This is a genomic window from Pontibacter sp. CAU 1760 (assembly GCF_054482735.1).
In genome coordinates this window covers 122,706-143,775 of the sequence record NZ_JBTLRL010000005.1, presented here as the reverse complement: position 1 = coordinate 143,775, position 21,070 = coordinate 122,706, and the positions used below count along the sequence as shown (strand labels likewise).

At 51.2% G+C, this 21,070-nt stretch carries 22 protein-coding genes; 8 read left to right on the top strand and 14 right to left on the bottom strand.

Annotated elements, in window-relative coordinates; translation table 11 throughout:
- Positions 1-46: 46 nt before the first annotated feature.
- The 3 genes from ACXYMU_RS08995 to murB form a co-directional block, all read right to left on the bottom strand.
- Positions 47-505, bottom strand: a complete 459-nt coding sequence (locus ACXYMU_RS08995; RefSeq protein ID WP_458986043.1) for a hypothetical protein — start codon at positions 503-505, stop codon at positions 47-49.
- Positions 506-610: 105 nt separating this feature from the next.
- Positions 611-1,030, bottom strand: a complete 420-nt coding sequence (locus ACXYMU_RS08990; protein ID WP_458986042.1) for a hypothetical protein — start codon at positions 1,028-1,030, stop codon at positions 611-613.
- 163 nt (positions 1,031-1,193) lie between these two features.
- Positions 1,194-2,210, bottom strand: coding sequence for a UDP-N-acetylmuramate dehydrogenase (gene murB, locus ACXYMU_RS08985; protein ID WP_458986041.1), 1,017 nt, complete (start codon positions 2,208-2,210; stop codon positions 1,194-1,196).
- A gap of 207 nt (positions 2,211-2,417) precedes the next feature.
- Here murB and ACXYMU_RS08980 point away from each other — a divergent pair, with 207 nt between their 5' ends.
- Positions 2,418-3,599 (top strand): THUMP domain-containing class I SAM-dependent RNA methyltransferase, encoded by a 1,182-nt coding sequence (locus ACXYMU_RS08980; protein WP_458986040.1) that lies wholly within the window; start codon positions 2,418-2,420, stop codon positions 3,597-3,599.
- A 189-nt stretch (positions 3,600-3,788) separates the two neighbouring features.
- Here ACXYMU_RS08980 and murA read toward each other — a convergent pair whose 3' ends face one another.
- The 3 genes from murA to ACXYMU_RS08965 all read right to left on the bottom strand — a co-directional run bounded on the left by murA (position 3,789) and on the right by ACXYMU_RS08965 (position 6,277).
- Positions 3,789-5,093, bottom strand: a complete 1,305-nt coding sequence (gene murA / locus ACXYMU_RS08975; RefSeq protein WP_458986039.1) for a UDP-N-acetylglucosamine 1-carboxyvinyltransferase — start codon at positions 5,091-5,093, stop codon at positions 3,789-3,791.
- Between the two features lie 6 nt (positions 5,094-5,099).
- A complete protein-coding gene (locus tag ACXYMU_RS08970) occupies positions 5,100-5,771 on the bottom strand; it encodes a DUF4290 domain-containing protein (RefSeq protein ID WP_458986038.1) in 672 nt (223 codons plus the stop codon).
- 149 nt (positions 5,772-5,920) lie between these two features.
- Positions 5,921-6,277, bottom strand: coding sequence for a tRNA-binding protein (locus ACXYMU_RS08965; RefSeq protein ID WP_458986037.1), 357 nt, complete (start codon positions 6,275-6,277; stop codon positions 5,921-5,923).
- 196 nt (positions 6,278-6,473) lie between these two features.
- On the opposite strand from ACXYMU_RS08965, the gene ACXYMU_RS08960 reads away from it, so the two are divergent.
- Positions 6,474-7,802, top strand: a complete 1,329-nt coding sequence (locus ACXYMU_RS08960) for a type IX secretion system plug protein (RefSeq protein WP_458986036.1) — start codon at positions 6,474-6,476, stop codon at positions 7,800-7,802.
- Positions 7,803-7,819: 17 nt separating this feature from the next.
- Here the strand turns inward: ACXYMU_RS08960 and ACXYMU_RS08955 are convergent, their stop codons facing one another.
- From ACXYMU_RS08955 to ACXYMU_RS08945, 3 genes are all read right to left on the bottom strand, one after another.
- Complete coding sequence (locus ACXYMU_RS08955) at positions 7,820-9,055, bottom strand: bifunctional alpha/beta hydrolase/OsmC family protein (RefSeq protein ID WP_458986035.1); 1,236 nt, start codon at positions 9,053-9,055, stop codon at positions 7,820-7,822.
- Positions 9,056-9,175: 120 nt separating this feature from the next.
- Complete coding sequence (locus tag ACXYMU_RS08950; protein WP_458986034.1) at positions 9,176-9,751, bottom strand: carboxymuconolactone decarboxylase family protein; 576 nt, start codon at positions 9,749-9,751, stop codon at positions 9,176-9,178.
- 147 nt (positions 9,752-9,898) lie between these two features.
- Complete coding sequence (locus ACXYMU_RS08945) at positions 9,899-10,681, bottom strand: DUF6503 family protein (RefSeq protein ID WP_458986033.1); 783 nt, start codon at positions 10,679-10,681, stop codon at positions 9,899-9,901.
- A 261-nt stretch (positions 10,682-10,942) separates the two neighbouring features.
- On the opposite strand from ACXYMU_RS08945, the gene ACXYMU_RS08940 reads away from it, so the two are divergent.
- From ACXYMU_RS08940 to ACXYMU_RS08925, 4 genes are all read left to right on the top strand, one after another.
- Complete coding sequence (locus tag ACXYMU_RS08940) at positions 10,943-11,701, top strand: DUF547 domain-containing protein (protein WP_458986032.1); 759 nt, start codon at positions 10,943-10,945, stop codon at positions 11,699-11,701.
- A 194-nt stretch (positions 11,702-11,895) separates the two neighbouring features.
- On the top strand, positions 11,896-12,861 hold the full coding sequence (locus ACXYMU_RS08935; RefSeq protein ID WP_458986031.1) for a glycoside hydrolase family 5 protein: 966 nt from the start codon (positions 11,896-11,898) through the stop codon (positions 12,859-12,861).
- A gap of 170 nt (positions 12,862-13,031) precedes the next feature.
- Positions 13,032-14,324: an alpha-glucosidase gene (locus tag ACXYMU_RS08930; RefSeq protein ID WP_458986030.1), complete on the top strand. Its 1,293-nt coding sequence runs from the start codon at positions 13,032-13,034 to the stop codon at positions 14,322-14,324.
- A gap of 32 nt (positions 14,325-14,356) precedes the next feature.
- On the top strand, positions 14,357-14,764 hold the full coding sequence (locus tag ACXYMU_RS08925) for an alpha-amylase family glycosyl hydrolase (RefSeq protein WP_458986029.1): 408 nt from the start codon (positions 14,357-14,359) through the stop codon (positions 14,762-14,764).
- 93 nt (positions 14,765-14,857) lie between these two features.
- Here the strand turns inward: ACXYMU_RS08925 and ychF are convergent, their stop codons facing one another.
- Both ychF and ACXYMU_RS08915 read right to left on the bottom strand, forming a co-directional pair.
- Positions 14,858-15,955 (bottom strand): redox-regulated ATPase YchF, encoded by a 1,098-nt coding sequence (gene ychF, locus ACXYMU_RS08920; RefSeq protein ID WP_458986028.1) that lies wholly within the window; start codon positions 15,953-15,955, stop codon positions 14,858-14,860.
- Between the two features lie 137 nt (positions 15,956-16,092).
- Positions 16,093-16,455 carry a DUF3276 family protein gene (locus tag ACXYMU_RS08915; protein ID WP_458986027.1) on the bottom strand — a complete coding sequence of 121 codons (363 nt, stop codon included), beginning with the start codon at positions 16,453-16,455 and terminating at the stop codon, positions 16,093-16,095.
- 131 nt (positions 16,456-16,586) lie between these two features.
- On the opposite strand from ACXYMU_RS08915, the gene ACXYMU_RS08910 reads away from it, so the two are divergent.
- Together ACXYMU_RS08910 and ACXYMU_RS08905 are read left to right on the top strand one after the other, a co-directional pair.
- Complete coding sequence (locus tag ACXYMU_RS08910; RefSeq protein ID WP_458986026.1) at positions 16,587-17,003, top strand: septal ring lytic transglycosylase RlpA family protein; 417 nt, start codon at positions 16,587-16,589, stop codon at positions 17,001-17,003.
- A gap of 12 nt (positions 17,004-17,015) precedes the next feature.
- The gene (locus ACXYMU_RS08905; RefSeq protein ID WP_458986025.1) at positions 17,016-17,927 is read left to right on the top strand and encodes a DUF58 domain-containing protein; all 912 of its coding nucleotides are present in this window, start codon (positions 17,016-17,018) and stop codon (positions 17,925-17,927) included.
- Between the two features lie 150 nt (positions 17,928-18,077).
- Here ACXYMU_RS08905 and ACXYMU_RS08900 read toward each other — a convergent pair whose 3' ends face one another.
- From ACXYMU_RS08900 to ACXYMU_RS08890, 3 genes are all read right to left on the bottom strand, one after another.
- Entirely contained in the window at positions 18,078-18,866 is a 789-nt protein-coding gene (locus ACXYMU_RS08900; protein ID WP_458986024.1) for a PhzF family phenazine biosynthesis protein, read from the bottom strand.
- Positions 18,867-18,899: 33 nt separating this feature from the next.
- Positions 18,900-19,523, bottom strand: coding sequence for a DNA-3-methyladenine glycosylase family protein (locus ACXYMU_RS08895; RefSeq protein ID WP_458986023.1), 624 nt, complete (start codon positions 19,521-19,523; stop codon positions 18,900-18,902).
- Positions 19,524-19,755: 232 nt separating this feature from the next.
- Positions 19,756-20,883 (bottom strand): porin, encoded by a 1,128-nt coding sequence (locus tag ACXYMU_RS08890; protein ID WP_458986022.1) that lies wholly within the window; start codon positions 20,881-20,883, stop codon positions 19,756-19,758.
- Positions 20,884-21,070: the final 187 nt, after the last annotated feature.

Below are 21,070 nucleotides of genomic sequence, written 5' to 3'. Positions count from 1 at the left end.
GGCTCCTGCTGTAGCGGGAGCCTTTTCTGTCTTCAATGATTTGTATCTAACGCACGAACTGCATTTCCACTGGTACCGGAAATGGGAAATCCGGAACGTCCACAGAGGTTTTTAAGACAAGGCTGGTTTCGTTAAGTACCGCTACATCCGCCTCAGAGGAGAAGCCGAAAAAGTTACCGATCAGCTTTTTCTCATCTGCAGTAAACTCCCATTGGCCAGAAGCGGGCACGGTTTGCCCGTTTAAGGTATACACCGCCGAGTAAGTCCCGTCCGCATTGAACGTGATCGTGATTGATTTGGGATCTGGTACCAGACCGGCTGCACCCGGATAAGCAGAAGCATCTGTGCCAGCCACAAGTATCCTGTCGCCTTTCCAGGGGCCAGCAGTGAGTTTCTCTGTTTCGGTTGCCTCTGGCTCCGGCTCATCGCTGTCTTTATCGCAGGCAGTTAAAAAGGTCAGGAAAAGAATCGCAAAGAGGAAGGGTTTTAAGGTCGTTAAGTTCATATGGGTTTAAGTATAATAAGCCGGGTTATATAGCGTAAGCGGTAAAAGAAAGTTGTGGCAAATCAATTTGATGGTTGTGCTCCATGCTGATTTGGCAATCATTTTTTACTGCATCTTCACAAACCTATACTCCACGCCCGCCTGCTGGTACCAGAGCGTGTTGTCGTCTAGCTTAGAGATAACTACCGAGTATTCATCGGTTTTCCCTTTGTCAAAAATAATCACGCGTTCATCGTTGGCATACTCCCAGGTGCCTTTCACAATGCTGCTGCCATCATAAAAGTCCTCGTAATTGCCCTCCTGCGTGAAAGTAGACTTATACTTGGTGATGTCTAACCCGGATTGCTGCTTGAAATCGGCTGTTCTGTCCACGTTATCGACATAAACTGCATTGCCAATCCAATCGTTAACTGTCAGCCGTTTGATGTTCGGCGAAACGCTATCTTCATCGTCGTCGCCACAACTTGTTACAGTTACAAGGCAAAGCAAGGCAAAAAGCAATGGGAATAATCTAGTTTTCATCATGGTTCGAATTTAAGTTTTCAGAGACTGAACAGACGTTTAGCAATTTAATTTAAGCAAAAAAAGGAAGTATACCGCTACCCTGCAGGGAATATTATACCCAAATGTAGCTTATCCGTTCCTTTATCCGGTAGTGGCATCAATATCTGTCAGCCTGAAGGTTTGCTTACAGGATGTTGACTTCGGGGTGCAGGCTGATTCCGAATTTTTCCTGCACGGAGGCGATGATTTCGTGAGCCAGTTGCCGGATCTGATCGCCTTTTGCTCCGCCGTAGTTTACCAGCACCAGGGCTTGGTCTTTATGCACACCATAGTTGCCTAGCACTTTGCCTTTCCAGCCGCATTGTTCAATCAGCCAACCGGCAGGCACTTTTACGGTGGTTTCCGAAACAGGGTAGGAGGGAATCTGTGGATAGGCTGCCTGCAATTGCCGGAACTGCTCCACCGGAATCTCCGGATTCTTGAAAAAGCTCCCTGCATTCCCGATCTGTTTTGGGTCAGGCAACTTGCTTTGGCGGATATGACATACGGCTGCGCTCACATCCTGGATGGTGGGCTGCTGTATATTCATTTCGCCTAGCGTGGTGCCAATTGCGCCATAAGACGTGTTGAGGGTATGATCTTTAGTGAGCCGGAACACCACCGACGTTATCACAAACTGGCCTTTGAGTTCGTTTTTGAAGATGCTTTCGCGGTAGCCGAAGCGACAGGTCTCATGGTCGAAGGTGCGCACCTGACCGGTTTGCATATTCACGGCTTCCAACTCCTCGAAAACGTCTTTCAGCTCTACGCCATAAGCACCAATGTTTTGCAAGGGAGATGCGCCCACAGTACCCGGAATCAGGGAGAGGTTTTCTACGCCGCCCAAGTTGCGCTGCAGCGCGTGCAGCACAAACGCATGCCATACCACGCCGCCTCCAACTTTTAGGTAGACATACGTATCGTCTTCGCGAAGCTGCTCAATGCCTGTAATGCCGTTTTGCAATACCACGCCGTCAAAATCCCGGGTGAAAAGCAGGTTGCTGCCACCGCCCAGAATCAGTTTCGGCAGGTGCTGCACCTCCGGTAAACGTAGCAGTTCCTGTAATTCCGCCACACGCTCGAAGCGGGCAAAGTAGCGGGCTTTCACATCAATGCCAAAGGTGTTGTAGCTTTTCAGCGGGAAATCGGTCTGCAGTTTCATAGGTGCTAAATTAAGACAATTTCAGGAGATATGGCGCAATGCAAGGCTTTGTGTACTCAAAGCGCTCCATACAGCATACCATCCTACCTTTATGGCTTCAGTTGGATAAATATGTTAAATAAGGCTGCCTCGTAGCGCTGCTGGTCAGTGGAATTCGGAATACCTGTTGTTAAGCCGTATCTTTGTGCGATTCTATACCTACATCGCATGGCAAAACCTAAACCCAACTCAAATTTTAATATCACGGTCACCACCTTATCTGGTTTGGAGGAGGTGCTGGCAGAAGAGCTGCGAGCCCTTGACATGGAGTACGTGAAGGTAGGCAACCGGGCCGTGACCTGCTCTGGCAACCTGCGCCAACTCTACGAAGCCAATCTTTGGTGCCGCACTGCGATTCGTATTCTAAAGCCTATCCGCACCTTTAAGGCGCGTGATGAAAAAGACCTTTACGCACAGGTACAGACAATTAACTGGGCGGACTACCTCGATCTGAAGCAGACGTTTGCGATTGATGCGGTGGTAAGCCATTCTACCTTTGAGCACTCGCTTTTCGTGGCGCAACTTACCAAAGACGCGATTGTAGACCAGTTCCGGAAAGCCACCGGCGAGCGTCCTTCTGTGGATAGAATTCGGGCGGATGTGCGCCTGAACCTGCACATGCACGAGAATATGGTGACGATCTCCCTCGATTCATCCGGCGATTCGCTGCACCGACGCGGGTACCGCCTGCAAACCAACGTGGCACCGCTCAACGAGGTGCTGGCAGCCGGTATCATCGGACTAACAGGCTGGGATGGCACGTCTCCTTTTGTGGACCCTATGTGTGGCTCGGGCACGTTCCTGATTGAAGCTGCCATGATTGCCCAAAACATTGCCCCAGGCTTGTATCGCCGCGACCCGTACGGCTTCGAGAATTGGAAAGACTATGATGCGCAACTCTTCGAGATGATCTGGAAAACCGCCGAGGCTAAAGCGAGTTTCGACCCCAAAGCCAGCATTATAGGGTATGACCTGGATCCAGATTACGTGGAAGCCGCTCAGAACAATATTGAGAACGCCGGGCTAGAGATGGTCATCAAGGTTGAGAAAGCCAACTTCTTTGAAACTGAGGCGAAGGAGCCCAACGGGGTAGTGGTGATGAACCCTCCCTACAACGAACGGATCCTGTCTGATGATATCAACGCTTTATACAAGAACATTGGGGATACGCTGAAAAACAATTACCAGGGTTACGATGCCTTTATCCTAACGGGTAACCTGGAGGCTGCAAAGAATATTGGTTTGCGTGCCTCCCGTCGTACGCCGCTTTACAATGGCTCTATTGACTGCCGCCTACTGAAGTATGAATTGTACCGTGGTAGCCGCCGGACAACGGAAACCGAGGCATAAGTTTAACACCTTATAATAAAGAAGGGCACCCCGCAAGAGGTGCCATTATTTGTTTGCAGCAACAGTTTATCTATCCCTGAGCAGTTTTTTACCTACACCTAAGCGGAAATTCCCACACAAAGTCTCAATCCGAAAACAAAAAGCACCCTGTAAGGGGTGCTTTTCAAACTTTGTGGCTATGCTATTTTATTAGATACGTCTGATCTGCGCGCCGATGGCGTTCAGTCTTCCATCGATGTTCTGATAACCGCGGTCGATCTGCTCTACGTTGTCGATGATGCTGGTGCCTTCCGCGGAAAGAGCAGCAATAAGCAGTGCCACACCCGCGCGGATGTCAGGGGAAGACATCCGGATACCACGTAACGGAATCTTGTTGTCCTGGCCGATGACAGTAGCCCTGTGTGGATCGCACAGGATGATCTGCGCGCCCATGTCGATTAGTTTATCCACGAAGAAAAGGCGGCTCTCAAACATTTTCTGGTGAATCAGCACCGTTCCTTTGGCTTGCGTAGCTGTAACCAGCGCTACACTCAGCAAGTCCGGCGTCAGGCCAGGCCAGGTATGGTCAGAGATGTTCAGGATGCTGCCGTCAATGTAGGTGTCTACCTCATAATGGTCCTGCTCTGGTATGAAGATGTCATCCCCACGGAACTCCATCTTGATGCCCAGGCGTTGGAAGGTCTCGGGTATAAGCCCCAGTTCTGGTATCTGGCAGTCCTTGATCGTGATCTCGGAACCTGTCATGGCGGCTAGACCGATAAAAGAACCGATCTCAATCATGTCGGGCAGCATGCGGTGTTCAGTGCCCTGTAATTGCGCCACACCCTCAATCACCAGTAGGTTAGAGCCCACACCAGTTATCTTGGCCCCCATGCGATTTAGCATGCGGCAAAGCTGCTGTATATATGGCTCACAGGCGGCGTTGTAAATCGTGGTGGTTCCCTCGGCTAGCACGGCGGCCAGCAAAATATTGGCAGTACCCGTCACAGAGGCCTCATCCAGCAGGATGTATGCTCCTTTCAGCTTATCTGCCGTCGCGCTATAAAAGATGTCCGGGGTATCGTAATTAAACTTTGCACCAAGCTTCTCTAACCCTATAAAATGCGTATCAAGGCGGCGGCGGCCGATTTTGTCGCCCCCTGGCTTTGGCATCTTAGCCACACCAAAGCGCGCCAGCAGCGGGCCTACAATCATCACGGAGCCACGGATGGCGCGGCCCTGCTCTACAAACTGCTGTGTCTCCAGGTAATCCAGGTTCACACTGTCTGCCTTAAACTGGTAAGTATCCGGTGCAAGCTGCTCCACCGAAACACCCAGGTCACGGAGCAGCTCAATCAGTTTATTCACGTCCCGGATATCTGGCACGTTAGAGATGGTAACAGGAGCGGAGGTTAACAATACGGCACACAGAATCTGCAGCGCCTCGTTTTTAGCACCTTGCGGGTAGATGTCGCCTTTTAACTTGTTACCGCCCTTTACTTCAAATGAAGCCATTTAATCTTATTTATTTCTTTGGTTCGATGAGGTTCTTGTATTCTTGCGGTTGCGGTTTTCGCTGCCGCCACGGTTTTGCTGCTGGTCGCGGCGCTGGTTCTGGCTGTCCTGCTGAGGTTTCACATTCGACTCAAACAGGTTGTTGCGCTCGATCTGGGCCAGGTCCATATCCAACTGGCCTTTCGACAGCTGTTTGATATCATCCAGGATCACACCGTCGGTAATGCTGTCTTTGTTGTAAGAACGGTAGAGCGTTTTCATCAGCTTGCCCAGCGAAACGATCGCGGCATCACGCTCCTGCGGATCCTGCAACTCGGTTGCACGCTCAATCAGCAACTCTACGTTTTTGCCATAGTGCTTGTAGCGCGGCGTATCCATTGGGTAATCGATCTTTTGCGGCTTGTCGTTCAGGTACTCCATGGCGCTGAGCGGGTAAGGCGCATCCACGTCCAGGCTAGAGCCGGACATCACGAACAGGTGGTTCCAGAGCTTTTGCTGGTAGTCCTGGGTGTCACGTAGCTGCGGGTTCAGCTTGGCCATCAGGTTGATGAGCAACTGCGACAGTCGGGTGCGCTCTGAGCGATCTTCTACCTTGGTAATATAATTTACTAGGTCCTGCACATTACGGCCATACTCGCGCAGCAGCAGATCTTGTTTAAAAGTGGTACTAGCTTCCATTATTTCTTTTATCTGGATTCAAAATTAGGTAATTGAGCGCACTTTGGCTCACGGCGACATCAAATTCTTTCTGTACCCCTTATGGCTTACGCAAACAGGGGGCACAAGGTCAGGTAAAACGTAGCAGCCGTTCAGGTATACGCGGAACGCTATTTTAGTTTGACCCCATTGGGTACCGGAGTAGCGGGCTGTGCCAATACGATATCACCTTGCTCATCCTCGAAACCCGTAACGAGCACCTCCGACATAAACGGACCGATCTGTTTCTTGCCCAGGTTCGTGACGCACAGCACCTGGCGCCCCAACAAATCATCGCGGCTGTAGTGCCTGGTAATCTGCGCGCTGGACTTCTTCATCCCCAACGGGCCCAGATCGATCAATAACTGATAAGCGGGACGGCGTGCCTCCGGAAAGTCATTTACTTCTATGATGGTGCCTACGCGTATGTCAGTCTGCTCAAAGTGTTGCCAGGAAATGATCGGGGTATGTTCCGGCGCAAGGTGCATTATTTCCGTGGGGGTTGGCTGAGTTTAGTGATTATAGCGGTACAATATAATGCTTTTATACGATATAGCCGCATAAAGTTCCTGCTAGGTTGTACTTTAACGCCATAGAGGGATACGGATAGGGTTTTAAAAAAACATAATTTAAGTATCTTCGTTGGTGCCGAGCATGGCTACGACATCCTTAAACGCAATAAGTATGCTGAGAAAACTGACATTTACGTACCTCATTGCCGGGATTTTAGCCGGCGGCATGGCCGCCTGTGTGCCAATTGAGCAGCAAAGCCAGAGCGGCTCCGCAACGGGCACTACCGCGCAGGTGCCGCTGCGCTACGAGGATTATGTGTATGACCAGAGCATCCAATCTGTGCAGGCATACCTCGCCACTGGTATGGAGGATGAAGTACTGAACCCGGCAGTAACCCCGCTCAGCCAGGAGCGCCCGGTGGTGCTGGAGTTCGATAGGCTGAACGCGCAGCAGCAACGGCTTTTGGTAAAGCTCCGCCATTGCAATGCCGACTGGACACCCTCTACGCTCAACGACACGCAGTTCCTCTACGATTTCAACGAGTTTATCATCACGAATGCGCAGATCTCGGTCAATACACGCATTCCTTATGTACACTACACTTTTAGAGTACCCCGCGTGCGCTTAAGCGGCAATTACCTGATCGAGGTGCAGGAGGAAGGTGGCCGTACCCTCCTAACGCAGCGCATGCTGGTGTATGACAATGCTGTGGTGGTGGCCGCAAGGCTGGGTGCTCCCTTAGGACCAGGAGGCCGCGAGACACGCCAGCCCATCGAATTCAACATCATGTACCCCGACTTTGAGATCGTGAACCCGGCAATGGAAGTGAAGACCATCGTGCGACAGAATTACCGCTGGGACAATGCCAAGGTTATCCGGAAGCCAACCTATGTACAGGATGCACAGCGACGCCTGGAGTATGTATTCTTTGAGCCAAAGGACCTTTTCAAAGGGCTGAGTGAGTTCAGGGCGTTTGATACCCGTAGTCTTAACTTCCGAAGCATCGGCGTGCGCGAGATCAACTTGCAGACAAACCCGGTGGAGGTGCGGCTTATACCCGACAAAAACCGCCAGGCCATAGCCTATACCCAAGACCCGGACATTAACGGCAAGCGCATCTTCGGAAACAAGCAGTATGGCAACAGTGCCGTGAACGGCGATTATACCTGGGTGGAATTCAACTTGCAGGCTCCGGCAGCTTACCCGGGCGATGTATACGTGCAGGGAGAGCTTACAAACTGGAACCCAACCCAGGAGGCCCGCATGAAATACAACGCGGAGACGGGCCTTTATACCACGCAAATGCTGCTAAAGCAGGGCTACTACAATTACTATTATGCTTTGAAAGCAGGCGGCACAGAGCCGCTGGATGCCAGCTATTTTGAAGGCAGCCATTTCGCGACAGACAATATCTATGATATTCTGGTGTACTACCGCCCCCCTGGGGCACGGGCAGACTTACTGATTGGGTATGAAAGGCTGTACTTTAACCGAAAATAGCTAACCAGGTATAAGGTTTAATCAATAAGCTGAGAGCGTACCACCACGCCCTGGTGCAAGGTTTTGTGCACAGGGCATTTATTAGCGATTTCCAGGATCCTGTCGCGTTGCGTTTGGGTGAGCTTCCCCGTTACCCTTACATCCCGTTCAAAGACATCAATTTTGGCATCGGCATCCTGTTGGTGGGCTGTGTCTACGGCATGGTCTTTCCGGTAAGTAATATGTACTTCGATATCTTCCACGGGCCAGTTTTTGCGCGCAGCGTACATCTTGATCGTCATGGCAGTGCAGGCAGCCAGTCCTGAAGCCACGAGTTCGTAAGGGCTTGGTCCAAAATCGTTGCCCTCCATTTTCACGGGTTCATCGGCTGTCAGGTAGTGCTCTCCGGCCTTGATGGTGGTGGTAAAGGTGTCGGCTTGCTGCAACAGGGCCACTACCTGGTGCTCGCTGGTGAGCTGTGGGGCCGGGTAGCTGGGCAGATAATGCCTTGCCCATGTCGAGATCAGGTTCCCCGCGTAAAGCGAGTCAGTCTCGGTGTTGAGTAAATGATCTGCCCCATCCAGCGAGATAAAGCTTTTAGGGTGATGCGCCGCCTCAAACAGTGCAGCTGCATTGCTTATACCCACCACCGCGTCCTGCGGCGAATGCATGATCAGGATGGATTTGCGGAGCCCTTCCATCAGCTTCGGCAGCGTAACATTCACCAGTTCATCCACAAACTCTTTTCGGATCTTAAACGGCCTGCCCCCAATGCTCACCACTGCCTCGCCAGCTGTCTCAATATCTTCAAGCCGGCTTTTAAATAGCCTGGTCAGATGCTGCGGGGTGGCGGGACTGCCGATGGTGGCAATTGCCAGCACCGATTTCAGTTTGGCCGCTGCCATTATCGCCGCCGTACCGCCTAACGAATGCCCAACCAGCAGGGTAGGGGCCTGGTAATGCTCCTCCATGTACTCAGCCGCCGCAACCAGGTCGTCTACGTTGCTGGAGAAGGTGGTCTGCGAAAAGTCTCCCTCGCTCTCGCCTAAGCCCGTAAAATCGAATTGAAAAACCCCAAAGCCATTCGTGGCGAGCGCCCGGCTTACGTTGCGGACGGCATGGTAATTTTTGTTGCAGGTAAAGCAATGGGCAAACAGCACGAAATTATGCGGTTTCTGATCGGCCGGAAGTTCCAGGTTTGCACTTAGTTGGATGCCGTCTTTGTTCCGGAAGTATATCTTGTTCGATTGCATGTTGAGGCTTGCTAATGGCATTATGCGTGATAAACGCTGGTGTTCTTTGTTGCTTTTAAGCAGAACGGCTTCGCCGAGGCAGAGGTTGGATACGCTGCCACGGGGAAGCCGTTCGATGACTTTAAGCTATTGAGCCGGGAATTAGTTCTTCTCCCAGGCCCGGTGGCTGAACAAATCGTCTACTTCGGTATGGAAGATGTGGTTTGAGTAGTTGCTGAGCGTTTTCACGGCCAGTGCCAGGATTATTTCCAGCACGTGCTTCTGCTCAAATCCAGCCTCCAAAAACTCCTGCACTTCTGCGTATGTTGGGAAACCGCGCTTGTCGAACATAAGGCGTGTGAACTTTGAGAGTGCCTGCAGTTTTGCATCCGGAATCTCCTTGCCGTCGCGAATAGCGTTGGTCACATCTGCGGGTACTTTGGAGGCATTGTCAGCGATAAAACTGTGGGCGGCCACGCAGTAGGTACAGTTGTTCGCCACACTGATTGTCACGAATACTACTTCCTGCTCTACGGGGCTGAGTCCACTGTTCTTTCGGAAGTGGTCGTAGCCAACGGCATAGGTCTCCATCAAGCCAGGAGAGTTCACCATGTTGGCATACATGTTCGGGATCATACCCATCTGCTTGAGCGAGTTCTCCAGTAGCGGCTTTTGCAACTCGTTTGCATTATCAAGGTTTACGGGTTCAAGCGTGGTTTTAAATGATGAATTATCCATTGTTATCTTTAGTGTTAATTGAAAAATGTATGGTTGCGCCTTGCAAGTTGCGGCAGGTATACCCTGTCAAAATCAGCAGGACTACGGTTCAAACCAGGTGAGAGGTCAATTGTTATAATCTTCCTAAACTACGCTGGGATTTACAAGCTAAAAGGTCACGGTGTCAACTTCTGCCTGTTGCGGCTTTTCGAACCGGCTTACCTCGGGCTGTTCCTGGCTGAGGCGCAGGTTTTTGATCTGTGAGTAATAGCGCTCCTGTCCCAACTGGTCATTTTCAAAAGCATAACTGGTCAGCTTGGTCGGGAAAATCATGCCGTGGTGCTGTTCATAACCATCAAATTTCATCGCCTTAAATTCATCAGCTGCGTTTTTGTCGAAGTAGGTGATGGTATACAGCAGCCATTCGATGCGCTTGGTGGCTGGGTCCACTAATACGCGGTAACGGTCTTCCGGGGTGTCTCCCACATTTTCGCCAAAGGAAATCCCGATCACATTATAGGTTTTTCCCTGTATCATCAGGTTTTCCTCTTGCGAGTACTGCACGCCCGGATCGGCCAGCACGAAAGGCATTGCGTAAAAATAGAAGTACAGGTTGTGGTAGAAGCGGGGAGATTTACCCTCAAAGGCCGCTAGCGTAGGGCTAACCCATACCTCCGAGCCGTCATACCCAACGGTATACCCATCGCCCTGAACCAAGTCTTTCCGGGTATTGGTGTCGATAAGGTGGGTCTCTGTTTTCCCGTTGCTATTGTTATACAGCTCGAACTGCATGGAGCTGAGTTCCTGCCATTTCGCCAGACCACCGTGCGCTTCCAGCACCTCCTGGAAGTAGGCCGGGTAATCTGTTGGTGCGGTGGTGTCCGTTGCTTCATTGGGTCGGCAGGCCGTGCCAAGCAGCACTGCCAGGAAGAGGTAAAGGATCTTGTTCATACACATGGTTTTTTGGTGCGCGGCAACGCTGCTGTGTGTTCCGTTGCGTTGCTGCGCCTTTGCTCTACGTGTTTTTACGTGGCCTGGCCAGAGTAGCGGGCAATGTGAGGAGGTTGTCACCACCTCAGTTGTAACCCAAGCGATAACCCGGATGCTTTTCAATGTGTTCCTTTCGGAAGTATCCTGGCTGCATCTATACCTATTGTGCTTTTCGTACATAGCAAAACAGCTCTTCCAATTAAAACGATCGTCTGCCCATTTATGAAATTCCTGTCCCTTGTTGTTTCCCTTTTTATTGCCTTTGGTTGCCAGGGCGTCTCTACGTTAGGGGCAAGAGGCACCCAGCCGCCCTCGCACCAGCTTTGGGATGAATTGCTGCAGCAGCATGTACACCCGGATGGCACAGTCAACTACACTGGCTTTATAGAGGATAAGGCAAAGCTGAGCCGCTACCTCGACACTATCAGCCAACATCCGCCCGACAAAGCTGCGTGGTCACCGGAAGAGCAGCTGGCCTATTGGATCAATGCTTACAATGCCTACACCGTGAAGCTAATCATCGACCATTATCCGGTCAAGAGCATTACCAAGCTTCACCCTACGCCCTACATACCGGGTGTGCGCACCGTTTGGCACCGGGAGTTCTTTAAAATCGGAGGACAAAAGGCCAGTCTGGATGAGATCGAGCACCAGGTGCTGCGGAAGCAGTTTGAGGAACCACGCATTCACTTCGCCATCAACTGTGCCTCGGTATCGTGCCCCGCGCTTCGTAACGAGGCCTACGTGGCCGACAGGCTAGCGGCACAACTCGAAGAGCAGGCCAAACGGTTTATCAATGATCCGAGCCGCAACAAGATCAACCCAGGACAAGCCGAGATATCCCAAATATTCAGCTGGTTTAAGGGCGATTTCACGAAAGATGGTAGCCTGGTGGATTTCCTGAATCGGTACGCGAACACGAAGGTCAAATCCGATGCAAAGATCGACTTCATGAAGTACGACTGGGACCTGAATGAGTAAAAACGCCTCATGCGATTGTCATGCTTATGCCATGACATCATGCATGTCTTAAGGCAAAATGGGGAGCACAGGTTGTTAAACTTCTCCAAAAGATATCGAATGAGGTTGAAAATCAGACGGTATCTACTATCTTAACTGAATTCCCTGACGGGCCATACCCTCAAACCGTTTCTATTTCAAAAAACACATCAGGAATGAACCTTAAAACCACCTTCGCGGCCCTTGCCCTCTTAGGCTGCACCTTTGCTGCCAATGCCCAGTCCGTAAAAAAGCATGGGCAGCTAAGCGTAGACGGCACGCAACTAAAAGACCAAACCGGTGAGGCTATAGTGTTGCGCGGTATCAGCTATGGCTGGCATAACTTCTGGCCCAGGTTTTACAATGCCGGGTCTGTGAAGTGGCTGCATAACGACTGGAAAGCTTCGGTGGTGCGGGCTGCCATGGGTATAGAGCCCCGAAACGGCTACCTCGAAAAACCAGAGTGGTCTAAGGAACAAGTAAAGGCTGTGGTGGATGCCGCCATCAAAGAGGACATGTACGTCATCATCGACTGGCACAGCCATAACATTAACCTGAAGGAGGCAAAGGCTTTTTTTACCGAAATGGCCCAAACGTACGGGAAGCACCCGCACGTTATCTATGAGATTTTCAACGAGCCGGATGAGGAGTCGTGGGATGAGGTGAAGTCCTACTCTACAGAAGTGATAGAGGCCATTCGGGCACACGACCCGGACAATATCATCCTGGTGGGTTCCCCGCATTGGGATCAGGACATTCACATAGCGGCCGATGCGCCGCTTACAGGCTTTGATAACCTGATGTACACGGTGCACTATTATGCTGCCACCCATAAGCAATCCCTGCGCGACCGCTGCGATTATGCCCTTAGCAAAGGGTTACCGCTTTTTATCTCTGAATCGGCGGGTATGGAGGCTACCGGTGATGGCCCGCTAAACTTAGAAGAATGGCAGAAGTGGATAGACTGGTCAGAGAGAAACAAAGTAAGCTGGATTACCTGGTCAATATCGGATAAGGACGAAACCTGCTCCATGTTACTTCCCTCCGCCAATGCAGAAGGTGGCTGGAAAGCAAAAGATTTGAAAGCGTCAGGAGAGAAAACAAGAGCTTTTTTGAGGCGCTATAATTCAAAGAAGAAGTAGGTCTGGCAGGGTTGATGAAACAGGTGCCCACAAATAAAAGCGGTGAAGGAACATGCCTTCACCGCTTTTATTTGCATCCGGTTGTAAAGCAAATTTTGCCCGTAAACGCTGTGCCTGTTATACAACTGACTGGTATTTTGTAATTTAGGCATCGGAATAATCAATATTAGATGAAAAAGCTATTATTTGCCTTAGCACTACTGGCAGCCGCGAGCTGTAGTGTTAAGAACCCCGAAGCAGGCAGTGTGCCGGAGCAGGTGGACAAAAAATGGTGGAAAGAGGCCGTTGTATACCAGATCTACCCGCGTAGTTTCCAGGACAGCGACGGGGATGGTGTAGGCGATCTGAAAGGCATTATTTCTCGGCTGGATTATATCAAAAGCCTGGGTATAGATGCCGTATGGCTGAACCCGATCTATGCCTCGCCTAACGATGACAACGGCTATGACATCAGCGACTACCGGGCCATCATGCAGGAGTTTGGTACCATGAAGGACTTCGACAAGATGCTGGAGGAGATGCACAAGCGCGATATCAAACTGGTGATGGATGTGGTGGTGAACCACAGCAGCGATGAGCACGAATGGTTTAAGCAGTCCAGAAGCTCCCGCACTAACCCTTACCGCAACTACTACCACTGGTGGCCAGCCGAAAAAGGCAAACCAAACTACCGTTACAGCCTTTTTGATGAGAAAGGCGATGCCTGGAAATATGACTCCCTGACCAATGCCTATTACCTGCACTACTTCTCGCAAAAACAACCCGACCTGAACTGGGAAAACCCTAAAGTGCGCCAGGAAGTGTATGACATCATGAAGTTCTGGGCAGAGAAAGGGGTGGATGGCTTCCGGCTAGATGCTTTCCAGTTTGCAGCCAAAGACACTACTTTCCCGGCCTTCCCGAAGGGGTTCGAGAAAAACTTTATCGACTACTACGCCATGCAGGGCGATTTGCACAAGTATCTGCAGGAGATGAACCGTGAGGTGCTGAGCAAGTACGATGTGATGAGCGTGGCAGAGGGTGCGGGCCGCAACTTTGAGGACGCCCATAAATTGGTAGATGCAGACCGCAACGAGTTGAACATGGCGTACGCTTTCGATGGGGTAGACATTGCCAAGCGGGAAGGGTATAGCCTGACGCATTTCAAGCATGTCTTTTCGAAATGGGACAGTGCTTTCGCAGAGAGTGGCTGGCTCTCGATCTTTCTCTCCAACCATGACCAGGCGCGCCTGGTGAGCCGGTATGGAAACGACAAGCCTGCGTTTAGGGCACCTTCCGCCAAAATGCTGCATACGTTTATCCTGAGCATGCGCGGCACCCCTTACGTTTACTATGGCGATGAGCTGGGGATGACCAATATCGGCTTCGATTCCATCTCGCAGTACCAGGACATTGCGGCCATCAACGGCTATAAGAAGGTGCTGCACGAAGGCGGAGATGTGAAAGCCTACCTCAGGACCTGAAATTCAGCTCTCGTGACAACGGCCGCACACCCATGCAATGGGATGATTCCAAGCACGCCGGGTTCACGAATGGCAGCCCGTGGCTGCCTGTAAACGACAACTACAAAGAAGTGAATGTAGCGGTGGAGGAGAAGAACCCGAACTCTATCCTGAACCACTTCCGGGAAATGGTATCGGTGCGAGATAAAAACCCCGTGCTAGTGTATGGGGCTTACAGATTGCTGCTGCCCGACCACAAGCAGGTGTACGCCTATACCCGTACCCTCGGCGACGAAAAGATGTTGGTCCTGCTGAACTTCTCGGAGCAAGAGCCGAGCATTACACTGCCTGACGACCTGAAGCTAAAAGATGTTGTGATCAATAACTATGACGCGGTAAAGGCAACAGGTAAGCGCGTGACGCTAAAGCCATACCAGGCTGTGATCTTTAACCTAAACTAAATGGTATAAACCTCCGGCTGGTTTACAAACAGAAAGAGGCAGGTATAGCACCTGCCTCTTTTTTATTCAATCGGTATGATGGATGGTCTGTACTTACACGTTGAAGCGGAAGTGCATGATGTCGCCATCTTTCACGACATATTCTTTTCCTTCCACGGCCATTTTACCGGCTTCCTTGATTTTGGCTTCGGTCTTGTACTCCTGGTAATCCGGCAGTTTAATCACCTCGGCACGGATAAAGCCTTTCTCGAAGTCTGAGTGGATAACACCGGCAGCAGCAGGGGCTTTCCAGCCTTTGCCAATTGTCCAGGCGCGCACCTCCTTAGGGCCTGCGGTGAAGTAAGTGATCAGGTTCAGGAGGCTATAGGATGCTTTTATCAGCTTGTTCAAGCCAGACTCTGTTAAGCCATACTCCGACAGGAACATTTCCTTTTCATCTGGGTCAGTCAGCTCCGCAATCTGCGCTTCGATAGAAGCCGAGATCAGCACCACCTGCGCGTTCTCGTTCTTTACGTGCTCGCGCAGGGCCTCCGAGAACTTGTTGCCGTCATTCATAGAGTCTTCGTCTACGTTCGCGGCATAAATCACGGGTTTGTCCGTCAGGAGCTTCAAATCTTCTACAGCCTCTTTGTCTTCTTCCGTCGCCTCCAGGCTGCGAGCGTTCAGGCCAGCCTCCAGGTGCGTCTTGTATTTCTCCAGGCTAGCCAGTTCTTTCTTGGCCTTTGCATCGCCGGATTTGGCAGAGCGAATCACTTTCTGGATTTTCTTATCTACAGAGTCCAGGTCTTTCAGCTGCAGCTCGGTATCGATGATCTCCTTGTCGGAGATCGGATCTACCTTGCCGTCCACGTGTACAATGTTTGGGTCTTCGAAGCAGCGCACCACATGGATGATGGCGTCTACCTCACGGATGTTAGCGAGGAACTTGTTGCCCAGGCCTTCGCCTTTGCTGGCGCCTTTCACCAGGCCGGCGATGTCTACGAACTCGATGACGGTTGGCAGCACACGCTCGGGGTGCACCAACTCTTCGAGTACCTGCAGGCGCTCATCCGGCACCGTGATCACACCCACGTTAGGCTCTATCGTACAGAAAGGGTAATTGGCAGATTCTGCCTTAGCATTAGAAATAGCGTTGAATAACGTTGACTTGCCCACATTTGGCAGTCCTACAATTCCGCATCTGAGTCCCATGATGAATATCTTTTAAATCAGGGCGCAAATATACGAAAATTTTGGCTGCGATGCGCGAAGCTTCTGGCCGGGGGGAAATGAAAAACCCATGGCAGGCCATGGGTTCGGTATAATTTTTATCTAAAAACGGGAGGGGATTACTCCCACTTCAGTTCGCTGTTATACGTTGGGGTTGCTTCTGCCTCAATGGCTTCCTCGGTGTCAGCGGGTGCCTCGTAAGGCGTGTCAAGCGAGGCCAGGGCTTCTTCAGTCAGAAGGTCAGATTTAACGTGCTCGATTGTTCCCTGAAGCGCCTCCATGAACTTGGCAAAATCTTCTTTGTAAAGGAAAATCTTGTGCTTCTCGTATGAGAAATTGTCCTCGTTAAATTTTCTTTTGCTTTCAGTGATGGTCACGTAGTAGTCATTCGAACGAGTTGATTTCACATCAAAGAAATACGTTCTTTTCCCGGCTCTAACTCTTTGGGAATAAATTTCTGCTTTTTCGTTGTTCTCTTCCACCGTTTTAAACGTTAAATTCGACTTTGTGAATCTAAAAGTAACATATATATCTGATATATAAAAATGCTTGAATTTAAAAATTAAGTTAATTTTTTCCCGTTATATTTGCAGTTGGACCAACAGGAAGTACTGTGAATATATGTTCGATAGTATTCTTATTTCTCCTTACCTTTTTTGGTAGCAGCAACCGCTACACGGCTCAGGGGAGCGCCTCCTATTACGCAGATCGCATGCAGGGCCACAAGACGGCCAGCGGCGAGCGGTACGACAAAACACAGCTCACGGCTGCGCATGCCACCCTTCCGCTGCAAACGCGGGTGCAGGTAACTAACCTCCGGAATGGCAAGGTGGTGGTGGTGCGCATCAACGACCGCAAGGCCCGTAACCGGCACAACATCATTGACCTCTCCCGCGCGGCGGCGGAGAAAATCGATATGGTTCGGGCAGGCAGTGCGCCGGTTCGGCTCCTGGAAGTCGAAAAAGAGCCATTCTCACAACAACCCGAGCCCGTAGCCGTTTCACAAGCAGTAGCAGAACCCAAACTGTAATTGCCCACCCCCATGAAGCAGCGCCTTTCCCTTGCCGACGTACAGAAATTTGAAAACATGGAGTTTCTGGCTAAGCAACTGGTAGAGGGGTTTATCACGGGCCTGCACCAGTCGCCATACCACGGTTTTTCGGTGGAGTTCTCGGAGCACCGCCTGTATAACAGCGGGGAGAGCACACGGCATATCGACTGGAAGGTTTTTGCCCGTACCGACAAGCTTTTTGTAAAGCGCTACGAGGAAGAGACCAACCTGCGCTGCCACCTGCTGCTGGATGTGTCGCCTTCTATGTATTACCCCACCGAGAATAAAGGCAAGCTGGTGTTCTCAGCGCTTTGTGCCGCATCCATCGCGACGCTGCTGCGCAAGCAGCGCGACGCCGTTGGCCTGGTTACATTTTCCGATAAAATAGAGCTGCAGACACCGGTTCGCTCCACGGGCTCGCACCTGCACACGCTGCTGCTATTATTACAAAAGCAGCTGGAGCAGCAGCCCACCGCCACCGATACCAACGTGGCCTCGGTAGTGCACCACATCGCTCAGCAAATCCAAAAGCGGTCCCTGGTCATTATCTTCAGCGACATGCTGAGCCAGCAGGATAACCTTGACGAGATCTTCGCTGCGCTGCAGCACCTCAGGCACCAAAAGCACGAAGTGCTGATCTTCCATGTGATGGACCGGAAAACAGAGGAGGAGTTTGACTTTGCGGAGCGGCCTTACGTGTTTGTGGACGTGGAAACAGGGCAGGAACTTAAATTGCAGCCCTCGCAGGTGCGGGAGCACTACAAGCAGGCAGTGGAGCACTATAAGCGCGAACTGGAATTGAAGTGCGGCCAGTACCGGATCGACTTTATACCTGTCGATATCAGCGAGCCTTTTGACAAGGTGCTGTACGCCTACCTGGTGAAGCGGGGCAAGGTCAAGTAATCCCTGACGTCTTCCGCTAACATTCACGATTTTTTTCTCAGTCCATAAGCATCTTTCCCGAAGCTGATCTTATCCAAAGTAGAATTGCGCCTTTTCGGAATCTATCATTGCGCCTTGATAGGGTTTAACCAATCAGCAGATAACCGTGATTTATTCGAGGTGTATATGCCCGACGAGGTATAGCTTTGCCTTGCCACAGATTTCCACGCGGTCGCCTAGGGCTTTGCATGCCAGGTACCCTTTTCGATCAGATAGCTGGATGGCCCTGAGTTGCTGCTTGCCTAGTTTAGCGGCCCAATAGGGGATGAGTGTGGTATGGGCCGAACCGGTTACCGGATCTTCGTTGATGCCGGACTGTGGAGCGAAGAAACGCGAAACGAAATCCACTTCTTCTCCCTTTGCCGTAACAATCACTCCCCGGGCAGGGAGTTGGGCTATTTTGGCGAAATCAGGCTGTAGGTTTTTAACCTGTGCCTCCTGTTCAAAAACCAGCATATAATCCGTCTTGCCTTTATAGGCCTCGATGGGCAGGAGATCAAACCCTGAGGTCAGTTCTTCTGTCAGGGGTACCGCCTCATAAATATCCGTGGGAAAATCAAGCGCGAGGTACTGCTGCTTTTTGGCAACAATAAGCTCTCCGCTTCTGTCGGAATAGAACCTGATTTTATCCCCCTGCATGCCCTCGTGGTTAAATAAGACATATGCGGCGGCCAGGGTGGCGTGGCCGCACAGGTCCACCTCCACAGTCGGGGTAAACCACCTGATCTCATACCTGTCATCCTGCTTCACATAAAAGGCCGTTTCAGCCAAATTGTTTTCAGCGGCTATTTGCTGTAGCAAGTCATCGGGCAGCCAGTTTACCAGAGGGCAAACTGCGGCAGGGTTTCCACCAAAAACCTTGTCTGTAAAAGCATCTACCTGATATATTCTCTGTTCCATGGGAGGTATAAAAAAGTGTACTAATACTACTGCTTAAGCCGGGGCGTTGTTCAGCGACTGCCAGAGGTATCTACTGGCAATGGTACGGTAGGGGCGCCAGTTCTCGGCGATCTCTATCATGCGTAGTTTCAGTGGCTTGCCTTTTTCTTCTAGGCCATAGTGTCGTTTCATCGCATTCTGTATACCCAGGTCGTCTGTCGGAAACACGTCGGGCCGCTCCAGGGCGAACATCAACAGCATTTCCACTGTCCAGCGGCCTACCCCCTTTAGCTGGGTGAGGTGCAGAATCAGGTCTTCATCAGCCATCGCGTCGATGGTGGCGTGGTCCATGTGGCCTGCTGCGGCAAAGGTAGCCACGTTGCGCACATAGCCTATTTTCTGAAAGGAAAGCCCTGCGCTGCGCAATGTCTCATCCGAGGCGTCAAGTACCAACTCCGGCGTTGGGTATGCATTCACAAACAAGGCAAGGAACCGTTGGAAAATGACAGCGGCTACCTTCGTGCTCAGTTGCTGCGACACAATGGCGCTCAGCAACCTCAGATAAAGGTCGTTTGATTTTGATGAGGCAAGCGGGCTCCCCTGGCGGATGATGCCAGCCAGCACCGGGTCTTTGCTCAGGACTAAATGTGCTTCGGAAGGCAGCGTGTTTAAACTCATGTAGTAAGCTTGTTTGCGACAAGAAGCTAAAAAAAACGGAGGCTGGCAACAGGTATGGCTGCAACCCTGCCAGAGAATGCGCCCGAACAGGCCTAGAGATAGCTTGCGAGATACATACTTGGGGAGAGGTATATATGAGGAGTGAGCAGCTGAGTGCCTGTCAATTCAGGCCTCGGCTGCTCACTGGAACTACTCTCACTGCAAGGGGAGGGAAGGGAGGGAAAGGCAGCTTCTACTCTGTGCTGAAAGAGTATATGAAAGCAGCTCCGACTGTAGTTTGGCTTTTCTTGGAATACGCGCCTGCGGAGTTCTCAAAGAATGCATCGTTTGATTTATCGAATCGCACTTCCGGCTTTATGTTAAAGTTTCCGCTTGCCAGCTTGATGTCGCCGGTTAAAGTAAGCGAGGCTACCTGCAACGGGCCAAAGTAACGAACTCCTTCAGGGTCAGAGAAGTATTCGGCGCGCATTCCGATGCCGAAATTCTGGCTGGTGGCGTAGTTCATGTACATGGCCGCGCCGCCCCACTTTGCGTCCTCAGACCAGGCGTTGCCTGCCTCGGCCTCGGCATTGCCGGTATAAAATGCGCCGTAAGCTGCGTTAATGCCAAGGTTCAGGGCGTCGTTCACCTGGTAGCTGGTGGTAAGGTCGTAGAGGCTGGTATAAGAGCCTTTGGTGTCACCGAAGTTAGAGAGGGTGTTGTATTCGTCCCCGCCAATCCAGTTCACAAACACATCCAGGCCAGCTACCGGTGCCAGGTGCGCCTGCGCGGTGATGGACTTTTTGCTGTTGAAATCTGTCAGGCCGTCCCAACCGTTCACTACGCCCAGCATCAGGCCAAGCTTATCATTTACAGCATAGTCAAGCTTCGCGCCGGTATGGTAGAACGGGCCGTTGCCAAACAGGTAAGACAGGCTGTAGTTAAAGTTAAGAGGAGCATCGATCAGCTCATAACCGATGTGCGTGCCATACTGCCCAATAGTGAAGTTTAACTTGTTAGTCAGCTCATAGGAAAGGAAGGCCTGCTTGATGACACGGGCAGTTCCCTCGTTTCCGAAGTTGCCCAGTTCCGCGTTCGGGCCGAAGGTAAGGTCAGCCACCACTGTCGCGCGTCCCTTGGTATAGGAGAACATGGTCTGCACAAGGCCAAGGGAGAAGTCGTTGTGCTTCGTGTCGAAGATGCGCCCCTGGTTGAAGCCGGACTCCGGGTTGTTGAGGTTATACTGGTAATAGGTGTCTACATAGCCGCTGATGGTCAGTTTGCCCTTGTCGGCAGCTTCATCTACCGCTATGTCCTGGGCATTTGCTATATTTGCACCTACAAAGCACGTAGCTGCAAAGAGTGATAGAAATCTTTTCATGTTCTTGCTTTTAGTGTTGGGAATATTTTGGGAAAAGTATTTGTAATGCTCCTTCTGCGGGTGCCGTTCCTGAGATTGCCGTCTCAGAAGCCACCTACTCATGCAGGAAGGGTATAAGTGCCGACATTAGAGCCTGGGCGTGAATGCTGTCGCTCAGCTCGCTTTGGTGGTAGAACGGTGGTAATGT